This is a genomic window from Proteiniphilum sp. X52 (assembly GCF_003712195.1).
GTDB lineage: Bacteria > Bacteroidota > Bacteroidia > Bacteroidales > Dysgonomonadaceae > Proteiniphilum.
Map to the genome: position 1 here is coordinate 420,342 of NZ_RDSD01000001.1, position 17,901 is coordinate 438,242.

Genomic DNA, 17,901 nt, shown 5'->3' on the forward strand with positions numbered 1-17,901 from the left:
TGCCAGGATTAGTCTTTGAGTTATTTCCTGTTATTTCCTGAAACGGGCGAAAAAAAGTTTCATCAGATCGGCACAATCATCGGCCAGAATACCGGAAGTGACGGTTGTTCTGGGATGGAGCAGGTAAGGGGAAATCTGTGAGTAACCCCGTTTTTCATCCGACGCTCCATACACTATACGTGATATCTGCGCCCATCGCAGCGCGCCGGCGCACATCGGACACGGCTCCACCGTCACATAGAGGGTACAATCGGTCAGGTACTTTCCTCCCAACACATTGGCGGCGGCAGTAATTGCCTGCATCTCGGCATGAGCTGTTACATCATTCAACGTTTCTGTCAGATTATGTGCGCGGGTAATGATGCGGTCGTTCGCCACGACTATCGCACCTACGGGAACCTCTTCGTTTTCGAAAGCCCGGTGCGCTTCCCGCAAGGCTTGCTGCATAAAATATTGATCGTCCAGCATCAGTTTGAAATTACCAATTACCAATTACCAATTACCAATTATTAATTATCAGTTACCAATTATCAATTAAGGGTTCGAGAAGCAAAAATCTTGAATCTGAAATCAACAAATCGTCACATTACCAAATCATCCCATCGAAATTCATCTCCTCATTTCATTCTCTTCGAACAGCGTGGGATAATCCTGCTCCATATTTTTCAGCACATGGTTGAGAACAGTTTCGCGAAACCACCGGGAACGGTTGGTGATCTTGTACTTCTTCAGATAAAAATGGATCAGGCTGTATTCCTCATCGCTGAGCATGAATACGGCCTTTTTCGTGCGAGGCTTTGTCTTGCCCTGCGGTTTGTATTGCTTTGTTCTCATCAAATAGCCATTGAAATTTCTGCTTCATAGAAAACGGAGAGACTCAACAAAAAATATCCGCTTTTCCTTTGCAGATGCAAAAAAACAAAATATTTTCGCCAAAAAGAAGAGTTTACGGTGTAAATTTGTATTTTTACGAAGTTTATCAGTTGTATTGTCAAAAAAGAGATGGCCGAACACAATGAGTTGGGAAGGAAGGGCGAGGAAGCGGCGATAGCCTGTCTTAAAAAGAAGGGACACCATATTGTGGCGCGAAACTGGTCTTTCTCCGGTTACGAAATTGATATAGTATCGGAACATGAAGGATTTATCGTGTTTGTGGAGGTGAAAACCCGCACTTCGGCTCAGTGGGGCGATCCGGTCGATGCCGTCACTGAACAGCGCATGCGACGTATGATACGGGCTGCCAGTCATTATCTGAAAATACACCATATCGATAAACCGGCCCGCTTCGATATTGTTGCCGTAATAGGAAATGAAACGTTTTTCGAACTGGAACATATTGAAGATGCGTTTTTGCCCTTTTTGTGAAACATGGCTTTGGAAGGTTATAGTAAGGCAGAACAGTTTTAATTTTAAAACGGCAATCCAACGGGATATGAATATCGAGGAACTTTTTGATTATTGTCAGTCCATTCGGGGAGCGGAGGCAACTACTCCCTTTGATGAGGAAACCATTGTGATGAAGGTGATGGGGAAGATGTTCGCGTTGATACCCACGGATGCGGACAGGTTCAGTGTCAGTCTCAAATGCGACCCGGGAAAAGCCATTGTATTGCGAGAAAAGTATGTATGCGTGGAAGGGGCCTATCATATGAACAAAACCTATTGGAATACTATTTATTTAGACGGGGATATGCCCGATGATGAACTCAAGGAATGGATCGATCATTCTGTGGAGGAGGTTATAAAGAAATTGCCCAAAAAACAGCGACAGCAATATTTTGGTTATGCAATACGGGCAGAAGACAAGCTTGCTTGAATGTTCTCGATAAGCGAACAGAGAGGAAAAACAAGTTTTTACTCTGTGGAGCGTTATCTCGTCAAGTGAGAGCAGGGCAAATAATTTTGATTTGCTCCATGCGGAACTGAAAATTAAGGAGCGAAGACGACTCAAAATATTTAACTATTGTGAATATTTATGGAACAATTAAGTAAAGAGCGACGGATAATCCGGGTAGAAGCGACGGAATCGACAAACCTCTATTTAAAGCAACTCCTCAGGGAGGAACAGTTGGAAGAGGGTTCAATGGTTATAGCCGATTTTCAGACCGTGGGACGGGGACAGATGGGGAATTCCTGGTTTTCGTCGAAAGGCGAAAATCTGCTGTTCAGCCTCCTTATTTATCCCCGGGATGTACGGGCCAATGAACAGTTCATTATTTCCCGTATAGCATCATTGGCTGTCAAAAATACGCTCGACCGGTTTGCGGACGATATTCGTATCAAATGGCCGAACGACATCTACTGGAAAGAGCGGAAAATCGCAGGGATACTGATAGAGAACGATATAGAAGAGAAACATATCACAAATTCTGTGATTGGGATCGGTGTCAATGTTAACGAGAAACTGTTTCCGCCTGATCTCCCTAATCCTGTTTCTCTCCGGCAGATTACCGGCTCAATACAAGATAGGGACTATATCCTCGACATTTTTCAGAGGGAGTTTTTTTTACTCTATCGTGATTTTCAGAAAGGTGACATCAAGGCTATTGAAGACGAGTATATGCTCGATCTCTACCGCGCGAAGGGTTATTATTGGTATGAAGATAAAAACGGACGCTTTATGGCCGAGATCGATGAAGTGCTTCCCTCCGGTCATCTGGTGCTGAAAACAATGGATACCGACGAGGTGCGTACCTACGCGTTCAAAGAGGTTGCTTTTGTGGATGAATGAAGGTGGTTCCCAGTTCTAAGTTCTAAGTTCTCAGTTCTAAGTTCCCAGTTCTTTAATATTAATATAAATATGCAATTTAACAGGATTTTACTCAAGCTCAGCGGAGAGTCGCTGATGGGGGATAAACAGTACGGGATTGATGAAAGACGTCTACAGGAATATGCCGAACAGATACATGAGGTGGCACAGACAGGGGTACAAATAGGGGTCGTGATTGGCGGAGGGAATATTTTCCGGGGCTTGAGTGGCGCTACCAAAGGGTTCGACCGGGTAAAGGGTGACCAGATGGGGATGTTGGCTACCGTGATCAACAGTCTCGCGCTAAGTTCGGCGCTCATCGCTGTGGGACAGAGAAACCGTGTTTTCACCTCAGTCCGTATGGAACCGGTAGGTGAACTTTATTCCAAATGGAAAGCCATTGAATCGTTGGAAAGAGGGGAGATCGCGATCCTTGCGGCCGGTACCGGAAACCCTTTCTTTACCACCGATACTGCTTCCGCGCTTCGGGGAATTGAGATCGAGGCCGACGCCATGTTCAAGGGTACGCGGGTCGACGGTGTCTATACGGCTGATCCGGAGAAAGATCCTTCCGCTACCAAATTCCAGACAATCACTTTCGATGAAGTCTACAGCCGTGGCCTTAAAGTAATGGACCTGACCGCTACCACCCTGTGTAAGGAGAATAACCTTCCTATTGTCGTGTTCGATATGGACAGTTACGGTAACCTGAAAAAAGTGATTGAAGGCGAAGATATCGGGACGTTGGTGCATGTCTAGTCCGGCGCTTGGACAGTGCCAATAACGCTGTTTCCTGTTTGTCAGGCTATGTATCTGCTGAAAATAGGAGATGATTAGAATTTTTTCACTATTTTTGCCCAAAACTTGAAGTCAACTAAATTTATTGAAAGATACATATGGAAACAACGACAATCAGAAAAGAAGCCGAAGAGAAGATGCAGATGACCATCGAATTCCTGGATGAGACATTCTCACGTATTCGTGCAGGCCGTGCCAATGCCCGTATTCTGGATGGTATACGTGTGGAATATTATGGTAGTCTTGTCCCGTTGTCGAATGTGGCAACGGTGACCACCCCCGATGCAAAGACCATTATGGTGCAGCCCTGGGAAAAAGCGATGTTGAAAGTAGTGGAAAAAGCCATTCAGGACTCTGACGTGGGTATCACACCCGAAAATAACGGTGAGGTGATCCGTTTAGGCATACCGCCACTTACGGAAGAACGTCGCCGGCAACTGGTAAAGCAAACCAAGCAAGAGGCGGAGGAGGCAAAGATCAGTATCCGCAATGCGCGCCGTGAGGGGATCGATGAAGTGAAGAAGGCTGTCAAAGAAGGTTTGGCTGAGGATATAGGAAAAGACGGCGAGAACGAATTACAGAAACTTCATGATAAATATATCAAGAAAGTGGATGAGATGTTCGCTGAAAAAGAGAAGGAGATACTTACCGTTTAATGGCAAAAAGAGGTGAGGAAAGCAATGGGACAGGGTTGCAGGGACTGGTCGTGAGGAATACCGGGAATGCCTATTTGGTGCGTGATGATCACGGCAACGATATCATTGGCATAGCAAAAGGAAACTTGAGACTCAAAGGGATCAGGAGCACAAGTCCTATTGTGGTGGGCGACCGGGTCTTCATGACACTGAATCCCGACGGCACCGCTTTTATCACCGATATAGCCGAACGGAGGAATTATATCGTCCGCAAAGCCTCCAATCTGTCCAAACACGCACATATATTGGCAGCCAATATAGATCTGGCATTTCTTTGCATCACAGTGAGTTATCCTGAAACGACAACCGTCTTTATCGATCGTTTCCTGACCACTGCCGAAGCCTATTCGGTGCCTGTTTGTCTTATTTTCAATAAGATTGATTTGTATGATGACCAGGAAAATGAATACCTGGACGCATTGATACACCTTTATTCTTCGATCGGTTACCGGTGTTTGAAAATCTCGACAGTGACCGGCGAAGGGAAAGAGCGGTTAGAGGCGCTTGCCGAAGGGAAAATTGTTTTACTGGCGGGACACTCGGGAGTGGGAAAATCGAGTATCGTCAATCTGTTAGTGGGAGATCAGGCACAGCAAGTGAGAGAGATATCCCTTTACCATCATAAAGGGACGCATACCACTACTTTCTCTGAGATGATCGAATGGAAGCACGGAGGGTTCCTGATCGATACTCCGGGTATCAAAGGATTCGGCACAATCGATATGATCCGGGCCGAGGTGTCACACTATTTCCCTGAGATATTCAAAATCTCGAAAAACTGCAAATATAACAACTGTCTGCATCTCAATGAACCGGGATGTGCTGTATTGGAAGCGGTGGAAAATCATCATATCAGTGAAAGCCGCTATAACTCATACCTGAATATACTGGAAGACATCGAGGAAGGAAAATATCGGTTATGACTATACAGCTGAATAACGCACTGCTTATCATCATTGAGATACTTTACCTGCTCACCGTGGCAAGTATCGTAGTGGTGGTGATTTCGGAAAACAGGAATCCCATCAAAACCGTGGCATGGATACTGGCCGTGGTTTTCCTGCCCTTCATCGGTATTATCTGGTACGCCTTCTTCGGACAGGATGCCACAAAAAAACAAGTGATTTCCAGACGGATGTACAGCAAACTGAAAAAGCGTCCGCTCGACGGGATGGAGACTGTGGTGGAACACACTTTCCCCGAAGGGTATGCCAACCTCATCAATCTGCTGCAAAACATGGATTATACTCCTTTATTGGGAGGAAATGATGTGAAGCTGTTCACCTGCGGCGAGGAAAAATTCCAACATCTTTTTGCCGATATCGAGAAGGCGGAAAAACATATCCATATAGAGTATTACGTGTTGCTCGATGACGAACTGGGTTTGAGACTCCAGCAAGCGCTTATCAGTAAGGCCAGGGAAGGAGTGGAGATACGGGTCATCTACGACAGTTTCGGATCACGGAAAGTAAAGAAGAAGTTTTTTGAAGATTTCCGAAAAGCGGGAATCGAAACCGAGCCTTTTTTAAAGTTGAATCTCTCGGCGTTTACTTCGAGGCTCAATTACCGGACACACCGTAAGATAGTGGTTATCGACGGGCGGATAGGTTATGTGGGGGGAATGAACATTGCCGACCGTTACCTGAAAGGGTTTCACTGGGGCTGCTGGCGCGATACCCATGCCCGGATCGAAGGCAAGGGAGTACAGGGATTGCAGTCGGTCTTTCTGATCGATTGGTATTTTGTGTCACAAACGCTGATCACCTCACGCGACTATTTTCCCATACTGGGAAATGATGGGGGGTGCCCCATGCAGATAGTGAACAGCGGCCCTCTGAGTGGAGTGAACGAGATCTCGCACGGGATTATGCAGGCTATTTATGATGCCCGTGAATCGATCTTTATCCAGACCCCCTATTTCCTGCCCCCCGAGGCCATGGCGGACGCGTTGCAGGCCGCCGCTATCAGGGGGGTCGATGTGAGGGTGATGATGTCGAAACGATCGGATGTGCCACTGGTGCAGAAGGCTTCCAACTCCTATATCAGGGATATGTTGAGGGCCGGAGTGAAAGTATATATGTATCACAAAGGATTCCTGCATTCCAAGATGATGGTGTTCGACGGTTCACTTACTTTGGTCGGATCAGCCAATTTCGACTCGCGCAGCTTCGAGCAGAATTTTGAAGTAGAGGCTTTTATCTATGATAAAAAATTAGGGATGCGGGCAGACAGTATTTTTGTGGAAGACCAGCGCTTTTCAGAGCTGGTCTCTATGAGGGAATGGTCTAAACGTCCTGTTTCGAAGCGCTTTGTGGAGTCGTTGATGCGGCTTTTCGCCCCTTTGATGTGACGGGCGTCAGGAGTTAAATTGAAGATTATATGGAACGGATTTTTATTATAGGTTATATGGGTTCCGGCAAAACCACCATAGGGAAGCGTCTGGCCAGGTTATTTTCACTCTCGTTTGTCGATCTCGATGCCTATATCGAGAACAAGTATCGAAAGACTGTTCCGGCTCTTTTTGCGGAAAAAGGAGAAGCGGGTTTCCGAAAGATAGAGAACCAGTCGCTCCGGGAGGTCGCTGAGTTTGAAGATGTGGTGATTTCCACGGGAGGAGGAACACCCTGTTTTTTCGATAATATGGAGATAATGAATCGTGCCGGTCTCACCATTTATCTTGAGGCTCACCCCGAAGATCTTGCCAATCATCTGCTGGTGTCGAAAACCGTGCGGCCACTCATTGCCGGAAAGTCGAGGGAAGAGCTTATTCCTTTTATTACGGAGCATTTGGCCCGCAGGGAATGTCATTACCGGAAAGCGCAAATCGTTTACCCTATAGACCGCATGATCACAAAAGAGGAGGTCCATTTGACGGTGCATGGAATTAAAGAACAATTAGAAAGGAGGAACGCGGAATGATGTACGATTCCCACAGAAGCACTTCGTTTGTCGTGCGTGAATTGCTGCAAAAGGTGGAAAAGCAGAGAACGTCTCTGGTGATCGGGATTCCCCGGGAAGACCGGAAACATGAAAAACGGGTGCCGTTGACACCGGAAACCGTGTCATTGCTGGTGGAATCGGGCTACAGGGTGCTGCTTGAAGCCGGGGCGGGGATGACCATCAATTATACCGACAGCTATTATGCCGAATCGGGTGCGCAGATAGTCGAGACTCGTGAAGAGGTTTTTCAGGCCGACCTGATCCTGAAGATATTGCCTCCTACAATGGAAGAGGTGATTATGATGCGGCCGCGTGCTACTGTTTTTTCGTTTCTCCATATCCATAAGTTATCCCTTTCTTTGTTGGAGTTGATGTCTGAGAAGAAGATCAACGCGTTGGCTTATGAACTTTTGTACGACAATACGGGCATCTCACCCTTTGTGACATCCATATCCGAGATCGAAGGTACTTATTCCATTACTCTGGCGGCGGAACTCTTGAGCAATGCCCACGGTGGAAAAGGCATTTTACTGGGAGGTGTCCCCGGCATATCGCCTTCCGAGGTAGTCGTTATCGGCGCAGGTGTGGCAGGTACTATGGCTGCCCGCGCGGCGTTGGGCATGGGAGCATCGGTAAAGGTGTTCGACAACGACATCATGAAGCTGCGCACTATTCGTCATGAGCTGGGCAATTTGGTGTTTACTTCCACGCTCCAGCCCAATGTGTTGAGGAACGTGTTTCGTTCTGCCGATGTGGTGATCGGTGCCATGCAGTATATCAATAAAACCCATTTTTACCGCATTTCCAATGACCTGATCAGGGAGATGAAGCAGGGGGCTGTGATCATCGATGTGCGGATGGCACAGGGAGGATGCTTCGAAACCACCATGGAAGCCTGCCTGCCCGGTCATCCCGCTGTTTTTGAGAAATTCGGCGTGTTGCATTTCTGTGAGATGAGTCTTAGTTCGCGTGTGGCCCGTACCGCTTCCATCGCCTTGAGCAATATCTTCGTGTCGATGTTTTCCGCCATGGCCGACTGTGGCGGGATCGACCATTTTGCCCGGTTCGACCGCGGATTTGCCGGCGGTTTCTATCTTTATGCCGGAAAAATGGTCAACAGTTATGTAGGCAACCACTTCAATATTCCCGTAACCGATATCGGACTGTTTTTGCCGGGGTATTGAAATATTTCATTCACTACAGGATGGCCGAAACCTTTTCTGCAGTATCAGATACCAGGTGAACAGGATGATCCCTTTGAATAGGGAAGTGATGGTCAGCGCCCACCATACGCCGGTCACCCCCATGCGGGTGCCCAATATCAAGGCAATCGGTATACGCAATGTGTTGAACACAATGCTGATGATGGCGGGTGGGGTAGTCCTGCCCAAGCCGTTGAACATGCCTTGGGTGGTGATCTCCAGCATCATGAAAACCTGGGAGATCCCTATGATCAACAGATACTCGCCCCCGGCTTCGTATGCCGCTTTTTCGGGCACGAAAACCGAGAAGATCCCTTCTCCGTATAACACAAATGCCAGGGTTACTGCAATTCCCAATGCTCCCATCATCATCAAAGTGTGACGGAAAGCCCTGTTGGCACGGTGTATCTTGTGCGCGGCGAAATTCTGCGCCACAAAGCTGCCGAGGGCGGTGGAAAAGCCGGTGGAGGTGTTCCAGGTGATCCCCTCGATCTGTCCCCCGGTGGTCTGGCTGGTGATACCCAGATGCCCCCCGTATAGCGATGCGATGCGGGCCAGATTCATATTGATAAATGCGAAATAGGTATTCATGGCGGCCACCGGCAGTCCCAGCTTCAGGATATTGAGCGTGTACCTTCTGCGTGGGCGGATCAGGAATGGGAATTTTCCCAGCAATCCGTTCTTCTTTTTCAGGTGCCGGACGAACAAGAGGAGTACCACGCTCTGAGACACGATGGTAGCCAGTGCCGCGCCTTTTACTCCCATAGCGGGAATAGGCCCCGCCCCGAAGATCAGAAGCGGATCCAGCGCGATATTTAAAACAAGGCCGGTAGCGTTGAAATAAAAAGGGATATCACTCCGCCCGGAACCGATATAGATGCCGGAGAAGTTGAGAATCAGGAACATGACAGGAATCCCCAGGGAGATGATCTGCAGATATCCGGTCGCTTCCACTCCTATCTCCTGTTCCAGTTTGTAAAATGATATATATGGGTGGGGAAAAAGAAGGAAAAATAAACCGAAGAGAAACCCTAACAGTATGGCGATGGTGGTAGTATGCGAAGCATAGAGTGACGCTTGGTCTAACCGCCGGGCGCCGATGGACTGTCCGATAGAGATTTCGGCAGCCACCTTGGAAGTAAGCGCGACCGAGTTCATCATCCACATAAGCATCCCCACGGCACCCACGGCTGCGACCGACTTGCTGCCCAGCCGTCCTATCCAGACGATATCCACCAGATTGTAGGCCATCTGGATAAAACTCATCGCCATCAACGGGAGGGCTAACGTGAGCAACTGCCGGAAAATGCCTCCCCGGGTAAGATCGCGCACTGCAGATGTTTGAAAAGATTGAGATTCCACCGGCAACCCTCTTTATTAAAAAAGGAAGTAACCTGTGATGTTACTCCCTCAAATTTCTTTTGTGGTTCACTCTCTTAGGCTCCGCTTTTAGATAAGAGAAAGAGGAGATTCTCCGGTGTGCCGGAATAAATTCCCCTCTCCTCTTCGGAGCGGAAGACGGGACTCAAACCCGCGACCCTCAGCTTGGAAGGCTAATGCTCTATCAACTGAGCTACTTCCGCAACATTGATTTGATGATTTCCTGATGGGTGGATTTGTGGATGAAACCAACTCATCATCCAATTATCCCATCATCACATCAAACTCGGGTGGGCAGTGATGGATTCGAACCACCGAAGGCGTAAGCCAGCTGAGTTACAGTCAGCCCCATTTGGCCACTCTGGTAACTGCCCTTTTGGGAATGCAAAGATACAATATTTATTTGTATCTTGTTTGAAGTTCCATCATTTTTAACGCGGTGATGGCCGCTTCGTCGCCTTTATTACCGTGCCTGCCGCCGGCCCGGGCTTGCGCCTGGTCGAGCGTGAGAGTTGTCAGTAGCCCGAAAATTACCGGCACATCGTACCTGAGGTTGAGATGAGTGGCGCCTTCTGTCACACTGTCACAGACAAATGTGAAGTGTGGTGTTTCCCCCTGAATGACACACCCCAGCATGATAACGCTGTCAATCTCCGCTTTCTCGATCATCACCTTGGTGGCGTAGGTCAGTTCAAAACTACCGGGCACATGTTCAATGATTATGTCATCGGCCGACACACCGAACTTCAGCAATGTATTGGTTGCCCCCTTCAGCAAACTATGGGTGACAGACGAATTCCAGTCGGATACCACAATGCCTACCCGTTTTCCTTTCCCCTCGGGAACCGCCGTCGGATCGTATGACGAGAGATTACTCAATGCTGTTGCCATGACTGCTTAGTTATTTTCTTTCAGAAAAAGAGCCTGCTGGATAAACTTGTCCGCCTCACGCGATTCCGGAGAGTTGAGATAGGTCTCCTTGACCTGTGTGAAAATCTCAATTGCCTTGTCGTAGTCGGCTTTGCTCAAATATGCTTCGCCAGCCTTTTTATAATAGATGGGGCTGAGCATTTCGTTGTTGGCGTCTTTGGCTGCCTTGAGAAAGTTATTTATAGCTTGATCTGTCTGACCCATGTTCATATATACGTCGCCTATGGCACCGGTGACGGCCGGAGTGATCAGCAAATCTCCTCCTTTGAATTTTTTCAGGTGTTCAAGTGCTTTCTCATTATTGCCCATCCGGCTGTAAGAGATGCCTGCATAGGCGCGCGCAAGATCGGCCGTTTTGGTCCCTTTATAACGATCTATGATGGATTCAAATCCTATGTAATCGTTGCCGTTCCCGAAGAGAGCCAGTGAATCGTCTCCATTCTGAAAATAGCGTTCTCCTTTAAAGAGGGCGGCTTGTGCTTTCTCGGTGCGGGGTGTTTTGAGTAAATAGTGATAGGCGAGAAAAGCACCTACAAGGGCAATTACAATCAGCAATCCTGTGACAATGATTTTCTGATTTTTTTCGAGAAATTGTTCGGAAGTAGTAAGTGCCTCCCCGATATTTTCGAAATTCTTTTCGGCTTTCGACTCTTTTGTTTTTTTAGCAGACATATTTCTTTGAAAAAATGTTACGTTTTTATTTTTCGAGATGCAAAAGTACAGTTTTTTAAGTGATAAATAAAATTTCAGCACCTGTTTTTTACAAAAATGAGCGGTTGCTTTAATCTTTTTCGTAGGTTTGTAGTCTGATGAAGATGGAAAGGTGGAAAAGGGGTAATGGTGGATGCGATAATTGGTCATTCAATGGGCAAATTGCCACATTAGGTTTTTCTTGACTCTTAAAAAGAATTTGATATGAAGAAATATATATTGATTGTAAGTCTGTTCATGATGGGCCTGTCGCGGATGGAGGGACAGGTGGATGGCGGTTTTAATACTGTTCCGGTGGTGAACGGCAAGGTGGTTTTTGAACAGTTTATTCTCACCGATCAGGGACTTTCGGCTAATCAGAAATATGCCACCCTGCAAAAATGGGTGAAAGATAAGTATAGCGGCAGTCCATTGGTGTCGAGTGTTCGTTTTGATGATAAAAACCAATCCGCGACGGTAAGTGCGAAAACCGAGCTGACGGGCGTGCCGGGGAATACTGTGATGAATTACCGGTTCGACCTCTCCGTAGCCAATGCCGGGTGCGTATTGGTGGTAAGAGATATCACCTATCAAAGTGCGCCAAAGCAGGGGACATCTTCTTTTCCTAAGACCATCACTGCTGAACAGACCATTACCGACCAGGCAGTGGGTGCTCCCGGTGAAGAGGGGCAAATAAGAAACAGCACGCGAAAGGCTACCCTCTCGTTTCTGAATAGTTTATATAAAGAGGTGTCGGGGCTGTTTTAATAAAATCCCTGCAGTCATACAATTGGACGTGATCGATTTATCGCCGGGTAGATTCCAATAGCAAGTGCAAATTAATTTGCGGAAAACTTTGGTAATTCGAAATTATATGATTAATTTTGCGCCCTGATTTACCGGAAAATGGGGTTTCGGTGAAGTGCTGTGGGTGTGATCCATGGATATAAATGTTGGTGATTAATAAAGTAAACACAGTATATAGTAATGTCTAAGATTTGTCAAATAACAGGAAAAAGAGCAATGGTTGGCAACAACGTTTCCCACTCCAACCGGAAAACGAAACGTAAGTTCAAAGTCAACTTGTTCAGAAAAAAATTCTATTGGGTGGAAGAAGATTGCTGGATCAGCCTCAATATATCGGCATCCGGTTTGCGCACCATCAATAAGATCGGTTTGGATGCAGCCTTGAAAAAAGCCGCTGCAAATGGATATTTAAACGCTTAACGACAGGGAGGAAGCAGCAATGGCAAAAAAAGTAAAGGGAAACAGGATACAAGTGATCCTCGAATGCACTGAGCATAAGGAAAGCGGTATGCCTGGCACTTCGAGATATATCACTACAAAGAACAGAAAGAATACCACAGAGCGGTTGGAATTGAAAAAATACAATCCCATCCTTAAACGAATGACTGTTCATAAAGAAATCAAGTAAAACAAGATAGACTATGGCAAAGAAAGCAGTGGCGGGATTCCGTGACAAAAATACAACTACCGGGCGTAGTCATACCAAAGTGATCAAAATGGTAAAATCGCCCAAGACCGGCGCGTACAGTTTTAAAGAAGAGATGATCCTGAACGACCAGGTGAAAGATTATTTTTCAAAATAAATCTGTTCCATTCAGACTTTTTACTCTGCTCGCCCAAGTAGATGAGTTTATTTGTTGTGGGAGCGGCTGAAAAGATTTGGTTAAAAATATATAAAAGCTTCCCTGTGCTCAAACGCGGGGAAGTTTTTTATTGACTATTTCGTAGCTTTGCAGATTGTGCGGGTTGCCTGCCATTCCGCACAGATGCAAAAATCAAAGGTATCATAATAATTGTTCTATGGGCTTTTTTGATAAATTCACAAAAGGGAAAAAAGAGACACTGGATAAAGGTCTCGAGAAGACAAAGGAGAGCTTTTTTTCGAAGATCACTCGTGCCGTGGCCGGTAAGTCGAAGGTCGATGATGATCTGCTCGACAACCTGGAGGAGATACTGGTTAGCTCCGATGTGGGTGTGGATACTACCCTCAAAATTATCGAGCGTATTGAAGCGCGTGTAGCCCGGGATAAATATGTGGGGACAGATGAGTTGACCGCTATGCTCCGTGATGAGATAGCCCTGCTCCTGACCGAAAATAACAGCGACGACCTGTCGGAATTCACCCTTCCCACAGGGAAAAAGCCTTATGTGATCATGGTGGTGGGTGTGAATGGCGTGGGAAAAACAACCACCATCGGAAAACTCGCTTATCAGTTCAAGCAAAAAGGATACGCTGTTTATCTGGGAGCGGCCGATACGTTCCGTGCGGCCGCGGTAGAACAACTCGGCATCTGGGGTGAACGGGTAGGTGTGCCGGTGATCAAGCAAAAAATGGGTTCCGATCCCGCTTCTGTGGCCTTTGACGCGGTCAGCTCGGCCAAAGCGCATGATGCCGATGTGGTAATCATAGATACCGCCGGCCGCCTGCATAACAAGGTTAACCTGATGAACGAGCTGACCAAGATAAAAAATGTGATGGGGAAGATCGTTCCCGGGGCTCCCGATGAAGTACTTCTCGTCCTTGACGGCTCTACCGGACAAAACGCTTTTGAACAGGCCAAGCAGTTTACAGCGGCGACAGAAGTGACCGCTCTTGCCATCACCAAACTCGACGGAACTGCCAAGGGGGGGGTGGTGATCGGTATCTCCGACCAGTTCAGGATACCGGTAAAGTATATTGGCCTGGGTGAAGGAATAGAGGATCTGCAAGTGTTCCGCAGGCGCGAATTTGTGGATTCCCTGTTTGGTGAGTGATGAATAGGAGAATATATGGTGAATAACAAGATAGATGTCGTTACGCTGGGTTGTTCAAAGAATCTTGTCGATTCGGAATTGCTGATGAGGCAACTCATTGCCAACGGGTATACTGTGGAACATGATCCTGAAACACCTCGCGGCGATATTGCCGTGATCAATACCTGTGGATTTATCGGCGATGCGAAAGAGGAATCGATCAATATGATCCTTTCTTTTGCCGAAGCCAAAAAACGGAACAAACTCAAAAAACTGTTCGTGATGGGTTGCCTTTCGGAACGCTACAGGGAAGAATTGTTGGAAGAGATACCCGAAGTGGACGGGTTTTACGGTAAATTCGACTGGAAAAGCCTTATTACTGATCTGGGTAAATCCTATTATAAGGAGTGGGAGTTCGACCGGTCATTGTCGACTCCGTCCCATTATGCCTATGTGAAAATAGCGGAAGGATGCGACAGGACCTGTGCATACTGCTCCATCCCGTTGATCACCGGAAAATACAGGTCTCGCCCCATCGAAGAGGTCGAGGAAGAGATCCGGCGATTCGTGGGCAAAGGAGTGAAAGAATTCCAGTTTATCGCGCAGGATTTAACCTATTACGGCCTTGACCTGTACCGACAGATGAAATTGCCCGAACTGGTAGAACGTGTCTCAGATATGGAAGGCGTGGAATGGATCCGTCTTCATTATGCCTATCCCACTCATTTTCCAACCGACCTGTTACGGGTGATACGCGAACGCGACAATGTGTGCAACTATCTTGACATTGCCCTACAGCATATCAGCGACCATATGCTGAAAACCATGCGACGCAATATTACCAGGCAACAGACGATTGAGCTGATTCAACGTTTTCGTGAAGAAGTGCCGGGTATCCATCTGCGTACTACCATGATGGTGGGACATCCCGGAGAAACCGAACAGGATTACCTGGAACTACTTGAATTCGTCGAAAAGACCCGGTTCGAACGGCTTGGCGCTTTTCCCTATTCGCACGAGGAAGATACGCATAGTTACAGGCATTATTCCGATGACGTGCCTGCGGAGGTGAAACAGGAAAGGATGCACAAGCTGATGCAACTGCAGGAGGGGATCGCCCTGTCGGTGAATGAAGCGAAAGTGGGGGAGACCCTGAAAGTGATCGTCGACCGGGAAGATCCCGAGTATTACGTCGGTCGAACCGAATTTGACTCGCCGGAAGTGGATGGGGAGGTGTTGATCGATAAGTCGAGAGTATTGGAGATTGGCCGGTTCTGCCATGTGAAAATCAATGCTGCCATGCCTTTCGACTTGATGGGAACGGTGAGTGTTTGATTTTCGAATAGTTGAATTTTGAATCTGGAAATTTGATTACACAATACCTTGGTTGATATGACTCATGAAGATTTTATTGCTGAAGTGGCGAGACGGCTTGAATGGCCGGAAGAAAAGATATCCGGCGTCATTGAAACGATACTGGAGGTGGTGAGCACAGAATTGAAGATGAACAATCCTGTGATCCTCGATGATTTTGGCAGTTTGAAAACCGACATTCAGCCGGAATATATCCTGGTGAATCCGGAAACCAAAGAACGGCATTTGATGCCTCCCGCCGTTGAGATCGTTTTTGAAGCCTTCTTTCACGAAAACGGAGAAAACACATTGTTCTATGCCGGTTTTACGCCGGATGAAACATTATATGATGAAGTGAACAGCTCTTTCTCCCAGTTCGAACCCACACCATTGAATGAGGGTGTAGAGTTTCCCGGAATTCTCGAAATAGTTGTCGGGGAACAGGAAACAGACGATAAAATCCCGGAGTCGTCGCTTTCGCGGGAAGAACAAAATGTTTTGCCTGGGGAAATTTCTCATCCTGAACTTGAAGTTGAGACTCCTGTAGTTCCGAACGAATCCCAAAGAAGGATCGCTTCAGTTGAAGTTACCGAACCGGATAAAAGTCCGGAGCAGTCTCCTCCCCGATACCGCTCCCATCGAGGATTGAGAAACAATAAAAGAACATCATCTGTCTGGATCCCGATTGCGGGAGGGATAGCCATTGTAGTGGCATCACTTTTTTTTTCAAAGGGGAATAAGGACAGGTAAGGCGCCCCCCAATCGGTAGCCAAAGCAAAATCCCTCGGAGATGAGATACTGATGAGGTTTTAGCGAACCATAGTCATTTAAAGTGCGTGTTGTGGCTTTTCATGAAGGTAAGACGGATATAAAAAATGGTATGGATTTATATTATCAACGTTAAATAAAAAATCTTATGCAAAAACAACTGACAACCTTTGCCATACTGCTGGCAATCATTTTCCTGCCCGGCTGTACCAACGGTACGCGGGGGACAAAAGGACAAGAGGGGAAGTGCCAACCCATCCGCACCGAAGTGCCCGCCCGGCCGTCGGGACAGAAAGACGTGCTGGGGCTGGTGACCGAAAAACTGGACACCGTGCGCGTCGGCTTTATCGGGCTGGGCATGCGCGGCCCGGGCGCCGTGCAGCGTTTCACCCACATCCCGGGGACGAGGATCGTGGCCCTGTGCGACCTGCACGAAGACAGGGTGGAGAAGGCCCAGGGAATCCTCCAGAGGGCCGGCTTGCCCCGCGCCGCCTCCCACAGCGGCGGTGAAGAGGCCTGGAAGGAGCTCTGCCGGCGTGACGACATCGACCTGGTCTATATCGCCACCGACTGGAAACGTCACGCCCCGATGATGGTCTACGCCATGGAGCAGGGCAAGCATGTGGCCTGCGAGGTGCCCGCCGCCATGACCCTGGAAGAGATCTGGGAGGTGGTGAACACCGCCGAACGGACGCAGAAACACTGCATGCAGCTGGAGAACTGCGTGTACGACTTCTTTGAGCTGACCACGCTGAACATGGCCCAACAGGGCCTTTTCGGTGAAGTGCTCCATGCCGAGGGAGCCTATATCCACGACCTGAGCGATTTCTGGGGTTATTACGAAGGGGACTGGCGCCTGCAGTACAACCGGGAGTTCCGGGGTGACGTGTATGCCACCCATGGCATGGGGCCGGCAGCGCAGGTGCTCGACATCCACCGTGGCGACAAGATGAACACCCTGGTGGCGATGGACACCAAACCGGTGAACATCCCCGAATACCTGATCGAACAGAGGGGCGTGGACCGCGACAGCGCCTACCGGTTTGCCAACGGCCAGCACACGATGACGATGATCCGCACTGAAAAGGGCAGGACGATCCATATCCAGCACGACGTGGCTTCACCGCGTCCCTACAGCCGGATGTACCAGGTGAGCGGCACCAAGGGCTTTGCCAACAAGTACCCGACGCCGGGTTACGCCCTCCAGGGTGATGTGCTGGCCGAAGGGGATGTGCCCGACCATGAGAACCTGAGCGCCCATAATTATGTGCCGCAGGAAGTGCGTGACGCCTTGATGGACAGGTACAAGCACCGCATCCACCGCGAGCTGGAGGAGAAAGCCAAGGAAGTGGGCGGCCATGGGGGAATGGACTTTATCATGGATTACCGGTTGATCTACTGTCTCCGCAACGGACTACCGTTGGACATGGATGTGTATGACCTGGCGGAATGGTGCAGCCTGGCCGAGTTGAGCCGTATCTCGATAGAGAACGACAACTCTGCGGTGGAGGTGCCCGACTTCACCCGCGGCAACTGGAATAAAATCCGGGGATTCAGGCATGCATTCGTCGATTGAACAAACCGAAAAGCGTAAAACCAAAAAAGCGAGTTCCCATTACAGGCTCGCTTTTTTATG

Annotated in this window: 22 protein-coding genes and 2 tRNA genes; 17 read left to right on the forward strand and 7 right to left on the reverse strand. The window is 48.0% G+C overall.

The window, feature by feature from the left end; genetic code table 11:
* Nucleotides 1-30: 30 nt before the first annotated feature.
* On the reverse strand, nt 31-468 hold the full coding sequence (locus D7D25_RS01455; protein WP_122967360.1) for a nucleoside deaminase: 438 nt from the start codon (nt 466-468) through the stop codon (nt 31-33).
* A gap of 141 nt (nt 469-609) precedes the next feature.
* Nucleotides 610-834, reverse strand: coding sequence for a hypothetical protein (locus D7D25_RS17815; protein WP_148038821.1), 225 nt, complete (start codon nt 832-834; stop codon nt 610-612).
* 168 nt (nt 835-1,002) lie between these two features.
* Between D7D25_RS17815 and D7D25_RS01460 the strand changes: the two genes are divergently transcribed.
* The 9 genes from D7D25_RS01460 to D7D25_RS01500 all read left to right on the forward strand — a co-directional run bounded on the left by D7D25_RS01460 (nt 1,003) and on the right by D7D25_RS01500 (nt 8,366).
* Nucleotides 1,003-1,365 (forward strand): YraN family protein, encoded by a 363-nt coding sequence (locus tag D7D25_RS01460; protein WP_122967180.1) that lies wholly within the window; start codon nt 1,003-1,005, stop codon nt 1,363-1,365.
* Between the two features lie 67 nt (nt 1,366-1,432).
* Entirely contained in the window at nt 1,433-1,816 is a 384-nt protein-coding gene (locus D7D25_RS01465; protein ID WP_122967361.1) for an MmcQ/YjbR family DNA-binding protein, read from the forward strand.
* 159 nt (nt 1,817-1,975) lie between these two features.
* Nucleotides 1,976-2,731 (forward strand): biotin--[acetyl-CoA-carboxylase] ligase, encoded by a 756-nt coding sequence (locus D7D25_RS01470; protein ID WP_122967181.1) that lies wholly within the window; start codon nt 1,976-1,978, stop codon nt 2,729-2,731.
* A 69-nt stretch (nt 2,732-2,800) separates the two neighbouring features.
* On the forward strand, nt 2,801-3,508 hold the full coding sequence (gene pyrH / locus D7D25_RS01475; RefSeq protein WP_122967182.1) for a UMP kinase: 708 nt from the start codon (nt 2,801-2,803) through the stop codon (nt 3,506-3,508).
* Nucleotides 3,509-3,645: 137 nt separating this feature from the next.
* Nucleotides 3,646-4,203 carry a ribosome recycling factor gene (gene frr, locus D7D25_RS01480; RefSeq protein WP_122967183.1) on the forward strand — a complete coding sequence of 186 codons (558 nt, stop codon included), beginning with the start codon at nt 3,646-3,648 and terminating at the stop codon, nt 4,201-4,203.
* Nucleotides 4,203-5,165 (forward strand): ribosome small subunit-dependent GTPase A, encoded by a 963-nt coding sequence (gene rsgA, locus D7D25_RS01485; RefSeq protein WP_122967184.1) that lies wholly within the window; start codon nt 4,203-4,205, stop codon nt 5,163-5,165. The genes frr and rsgA overlap by 1 nt, the downstream gene beginning before the upstream one ends.
* Nucleotides 5,162-6,592 carry a cardiolipin synthase gene (gene cls, locus D7D25_RS01490; RefSeq protein WP_122967185.1) on the forward strand — a complete coding sequence of 477 codons (1,431 nt, stop codon included), beginning with the start codon at nt 5,162-5,164 and terminating at the stop codon, nt 6,590-6,592. Before rsgA ends, cls begins: the two co-directional genes overlap by 4 nt.
* 29 nt (nt 6,593-6,621) lie before the next feature.
* Complete coding sequence (locus D7D25_RS01495) at nt 6,622-7,161, forward strand: shikimate kinase (RefSeq protein ID WP_122967186.1); 540 nt, start codon at nt 6,622-6,624, stop codon at nt 7,159-7,161.
* Nucleotides 7,158-8,366, forward strand: coding sequence for an alanine dehydrogenase (locus tag D7D25_RS01500; RefSeq protein WP_122967187.1), 1,209 nt, complete (start codon nt 7,158-7,160; stop codon nt 8,364-8,366). The genes D7D25_RS01495 and D7D25_RS01500 overlap by 4 nt, the downstream gene beginning before the upstream one ends.
* Before the next feature lie 6 nt (nt 8,367-8,372).
* Here D7D25_RS01500 and D7D25_RS01505 read toward each other — a convergent pair whose 3' ends face one another.
* The 5 genes from D7D25_RS01505 to D7D25_RS01525 all read right to left on the reverse strand — a co-directional run bounded on the left by D7D25_RS01505 (nt 8,373) and on the right by D7D25_RS01525 (nt 11,366).
* Nucleotides 8,373-9,656: an MATE family efflux transporter gene (locus tag D7D25_RS01505; protein WP_255417147.1), complete on the reverse strand. Its 1,284-nt coding sequence runs from the start codon at nt 9,654-9,656 to the stop codon at nt 8,373-8,375.
* 238 nt (nt 9,657-9,894) lie between these two features.
* Nucleotides 9,895-9,967: transfer RNA gene (locus D7D25_RS01510), tRNA-Gly, on the reverse strand.
* 88 nt (nt 9,968-10,055) lie between these two features.
* Nucleotides 10,056-10,138: transfer RNA gene (locus tag D7D25_RS01515), tRNA-Tyr, on the reverse strand.
* A gap of 25 nt (nt 10,139-10,163) precedes the next feature.
* Entirely contained in the window at nt 10,164-10,655 is a 492-nt protein-coding gene (gene ribH / locus D7D25_RS01520) for a 6,7-dimethyl-8-ribityllumazine synthase (RefSeq protein ID WP_122967189.1), read from the reverse strand.
* A gap of 6 nt (nt 10,656-10,661) precedes the next feature.
* Complete coding sequence (locus tag D7D25_RS01525) at nt 10,662-11,366, reverse strand: tol-pal system YbgF family protein (RefSeq protein WP_122967362.1); 705 nt, start codon at nt 11,364-11,366, stop codon at nt 10,662-10,664.
* A 243-nt stretch (nt 11,367-11,609) separates the two neighbouring features.
* Here D7D25_RS01525 and D7D25_RS01530 point away from each other — a divergent pair, with 243 nt between their 5' ends.
* The 8 genes from D7D25_RS01530 to D7D25_RS01565 all read left to right on the forward strand — a co-directional run bounded on the left by D7D25_RS01530 (nt 11,610) and on the right by D7D25_RS01565 (nt 17,841).
* Nucleotides 11,610-12,152, forward strand: coding sequence for a hypothetical protein (locus D7D25_RS01530; protein ID WP_122967190.1), 543 nt, complete (start codon nt 11,610-11,612; stop codon nt 12,150-12,152).
* A gap of 219 nt (nt 12,153-12,371) precedes the next feature.
* Nucleotides 12,372-12,611: a 50S ribosomal protein L28 gene (gene rpmB / locus D7D25_RS01535; RefSeq protein WP_122967191.1), complete on the forward strand. Its 240-nt coding sequence runs from the start codon at nt 12,372-12,374 to the stop codon at nt 12,609-12,611.
* 19 nt (nt 12,612-12,630) lie between these two features.
* Nucleotides 12,631-12,819 (forward strand): 50S ribosomal protein L33, encoded by a 189-nt coding sequence (rpmG, locus tag D7D25_RS01540; RefSeq protein ID WP_019539518.1) that lies wholly within the window; start codon nt 12,631-12,633, stop codon nt 12,817-12,819.
* Between the two features lie 13 nt (nt 12,820-12,832).
* A complete protein-coding gene (locus tag D7D25_RS01545; protein WP_019539519.1) occupies nt 12,833-12,994 on the forward strand; it encodes a DUF4295 domain-containing protein in 162 nt (53 codons plus the stop codon).
* A gap of 217 nt (nt 12,995-13,211) precedes the next feature.
* Nucleotides 13,212-14,165 carry a signal recognition particle-docking protein FtsY gene (ftsY, locus tag D7D25_RS01550; RefSeq protein ID WP_122967192.1) on the forward strand — a complete coding sequence of 318 codons (954 nt, stop codon included), beginning with the start codon at nt 13,212-13,214 and terminating at the stop codon, nt 14,163-14,165.
* Nucleotides 14,166-14,180: 15 nt separating this feature from the next.
* Nucleotides 14,181-15,479 carry a 30S ribosomal protein S12 methylthiotransferase RimO gene (gene rimO, locus D7D25_RS01555; RefSeq protein ID WP_122967193.1) on the forward strand — a complete coding sequence of 433 codons (1,299 nt, stop codon included), beginning with the start codon at nt 14,181-14,183 and terminating at the stop codon, nt 15,477-15,479.
* Between the two features lie 57 nt (nt 15,480-15,536).
* Nucleotides 15,537-16,247: an HU family DNA-binding protein gene (locus tag D7D25_RS01560; protein WP_122967194.1), complete on the forward strand. Its 711-nt coding sequence runs from the start codon at nt 15,537-15,539 to the stop codon at nt 16,245-16,247.
* Between the two features lie 166 nt (nt 16,248-16,413).
* Nucleotides 16,414-17,841 (forward strand): Gfo/Idh/MocA family protein, encoded by a 1,428-nt coding sequence (locus D7D25_RS01565; RefSeq protein WP_122967195.1) that lies wholly within the window; start codon nt 16,414-16,416, stop codon nt 17,839-17,841.
* The last annotated feature ends 60 nt before the right edge of the window (nt 17,842-17,901 follow it).

Coding starts and splice junctions, on each gene's coding strand:
- D7D25_RS01530 (WP_122967190.1), top strand. CDS start 11,610: ATGAAGAAATATATATTGATTGTAAGTCTGTTCATGATGGGCCTGTCG.
- D7D25_RS01465 (WP_122967361.1), top strand. CDS start 1,433: ATGAATATCGAGGAACTTTTTGATTATTGTCAGTCCATTCGGGGAGCG.
- D7D25_RS01560 (WP_122967194.1), top strand. CDS start 15,537: ATGACTCATGAAGATTTTATTGCTGAAGTGGCGAGACGGCTTGAATGG.
- rpmG (WP_019539518.1), top strand. CDS start 12,631: ATGGCAAAAAAAGTAAAGGGAAACAGGATACAAGTGATCCTCGAATGC.
- rpmB (WP_122967191.1), top strand. CDS start 12,372: ATGTCTAAGATTTGTCAAATAACAGGAAAAAGAGCAATGGTTGGCAAC.
- D7D25_RS01525 (WP_122967362.1), bottom strand. CDS start 11,366: ATGTCTGCTAAAAAAACAAAAGAGTCGAAAGCCGAAAAGAATTTCGAA.
- D7D25_RS17815 (WP_148038821.1), bottom strand. CDS start 834: ATGAGAACAAAGCAATACAAACCGCAGGGCAAGACAAAGCCTCGCACG.
- D7D25_RS01460 (WP_122967180.1), top strand. CDS start 1,003: ATGGCCGAACACAATGAGTTGGGAAGGAAGGGCGAGGAAGCGGCGATA.
- D7D25_RS01470 (WP_122967181.1), top strand. CDS start 1,976: ATGGAACAATTAAGTAAAGAGCGACGGATAATCCGGGTAGAAGCGACG.
- pyrH (WP_122967182.1), top strand. CDS start 2,801: ATGCAATTTAACAGGATTTTACTCAAGCTCAGCGGAGAGTCGCTGATG.
- D7D25_RS01500 (WP_122967187.1), top strand. CDS start 7,158: ATGATGTACGATTCCCACAGAAGCACTTCGTTTGTCGTGCGTGAATTG.
- cls (WP_122967185.1), top strand. CDS start 5,162: ATGACTATACAGCTGAATAACGCACTGCTTATCATCATTGAGATACTT.
- ribH (WP_122967189.1), bottom strand. CDS start 10,655: ATGGCAACAGCATTGAGTAATCTCTCGTCATACGATCCGACGGCGGTT.
- rsgA (WP_122967184.1), top strand. CDS start 4,203: ATGGCAAAAAGAGGTGAGGAAAGCAATGGGACAGGGTTGCAGGGACTG.
- D7D25_RS01455 (WP_122967360.1), bottom strand. CDS start 468: ATGCTGGACGATCAATATTTTATGCAGCAAGCCTTGCGGGAAGCGCAC.
- rimO (WP_122967193.1), top strand. CDS start 14,181: ATGGTGAATAACAAGATAGATGTCGTTACGCTGGGTTGTTCAAAGAAT.
- D7D25_RS01565 (WP_122967195.1), top strand. CDS start 16,414: ATGCAAAAACAACTGACAACCTTTGCCATACTGCTGGCAATCATTTTC.
- frr (WP_122967183.1), top strand. CDS start 3,646: ATGGAAACAACGACAATCAGAAAAGAAGCCGAAGAGAAGATGCAGATG.
- D7D25_RS01505 (WP_255417147.1), bottom strand. CDS start 9,656: ATGGCGATGAGTTTTATCCAGATGGCCTACAATCTGGTGGATATCGTC.
- D7D25_RS01545 (WP_019539519.1), top strand. CDS start 12,833: ATGGCAAAGAAAGCAGTGGCGGGATTCCGTGACAAAAATACAACTACC.
- ftsY (WP_122967192.1), top strand. CDS start 13,212: ATGGGCTTTTTTGATAAATTCACAAAAGGGAAAAAAGAGACACTGGAT.
- D7D25_RS01495 (WP_122967186.1), top strand. CDS start 6,622: ATGGAACGGATTTTTATTATAGGTTATATGGGTTCCGGCAAAACCACC.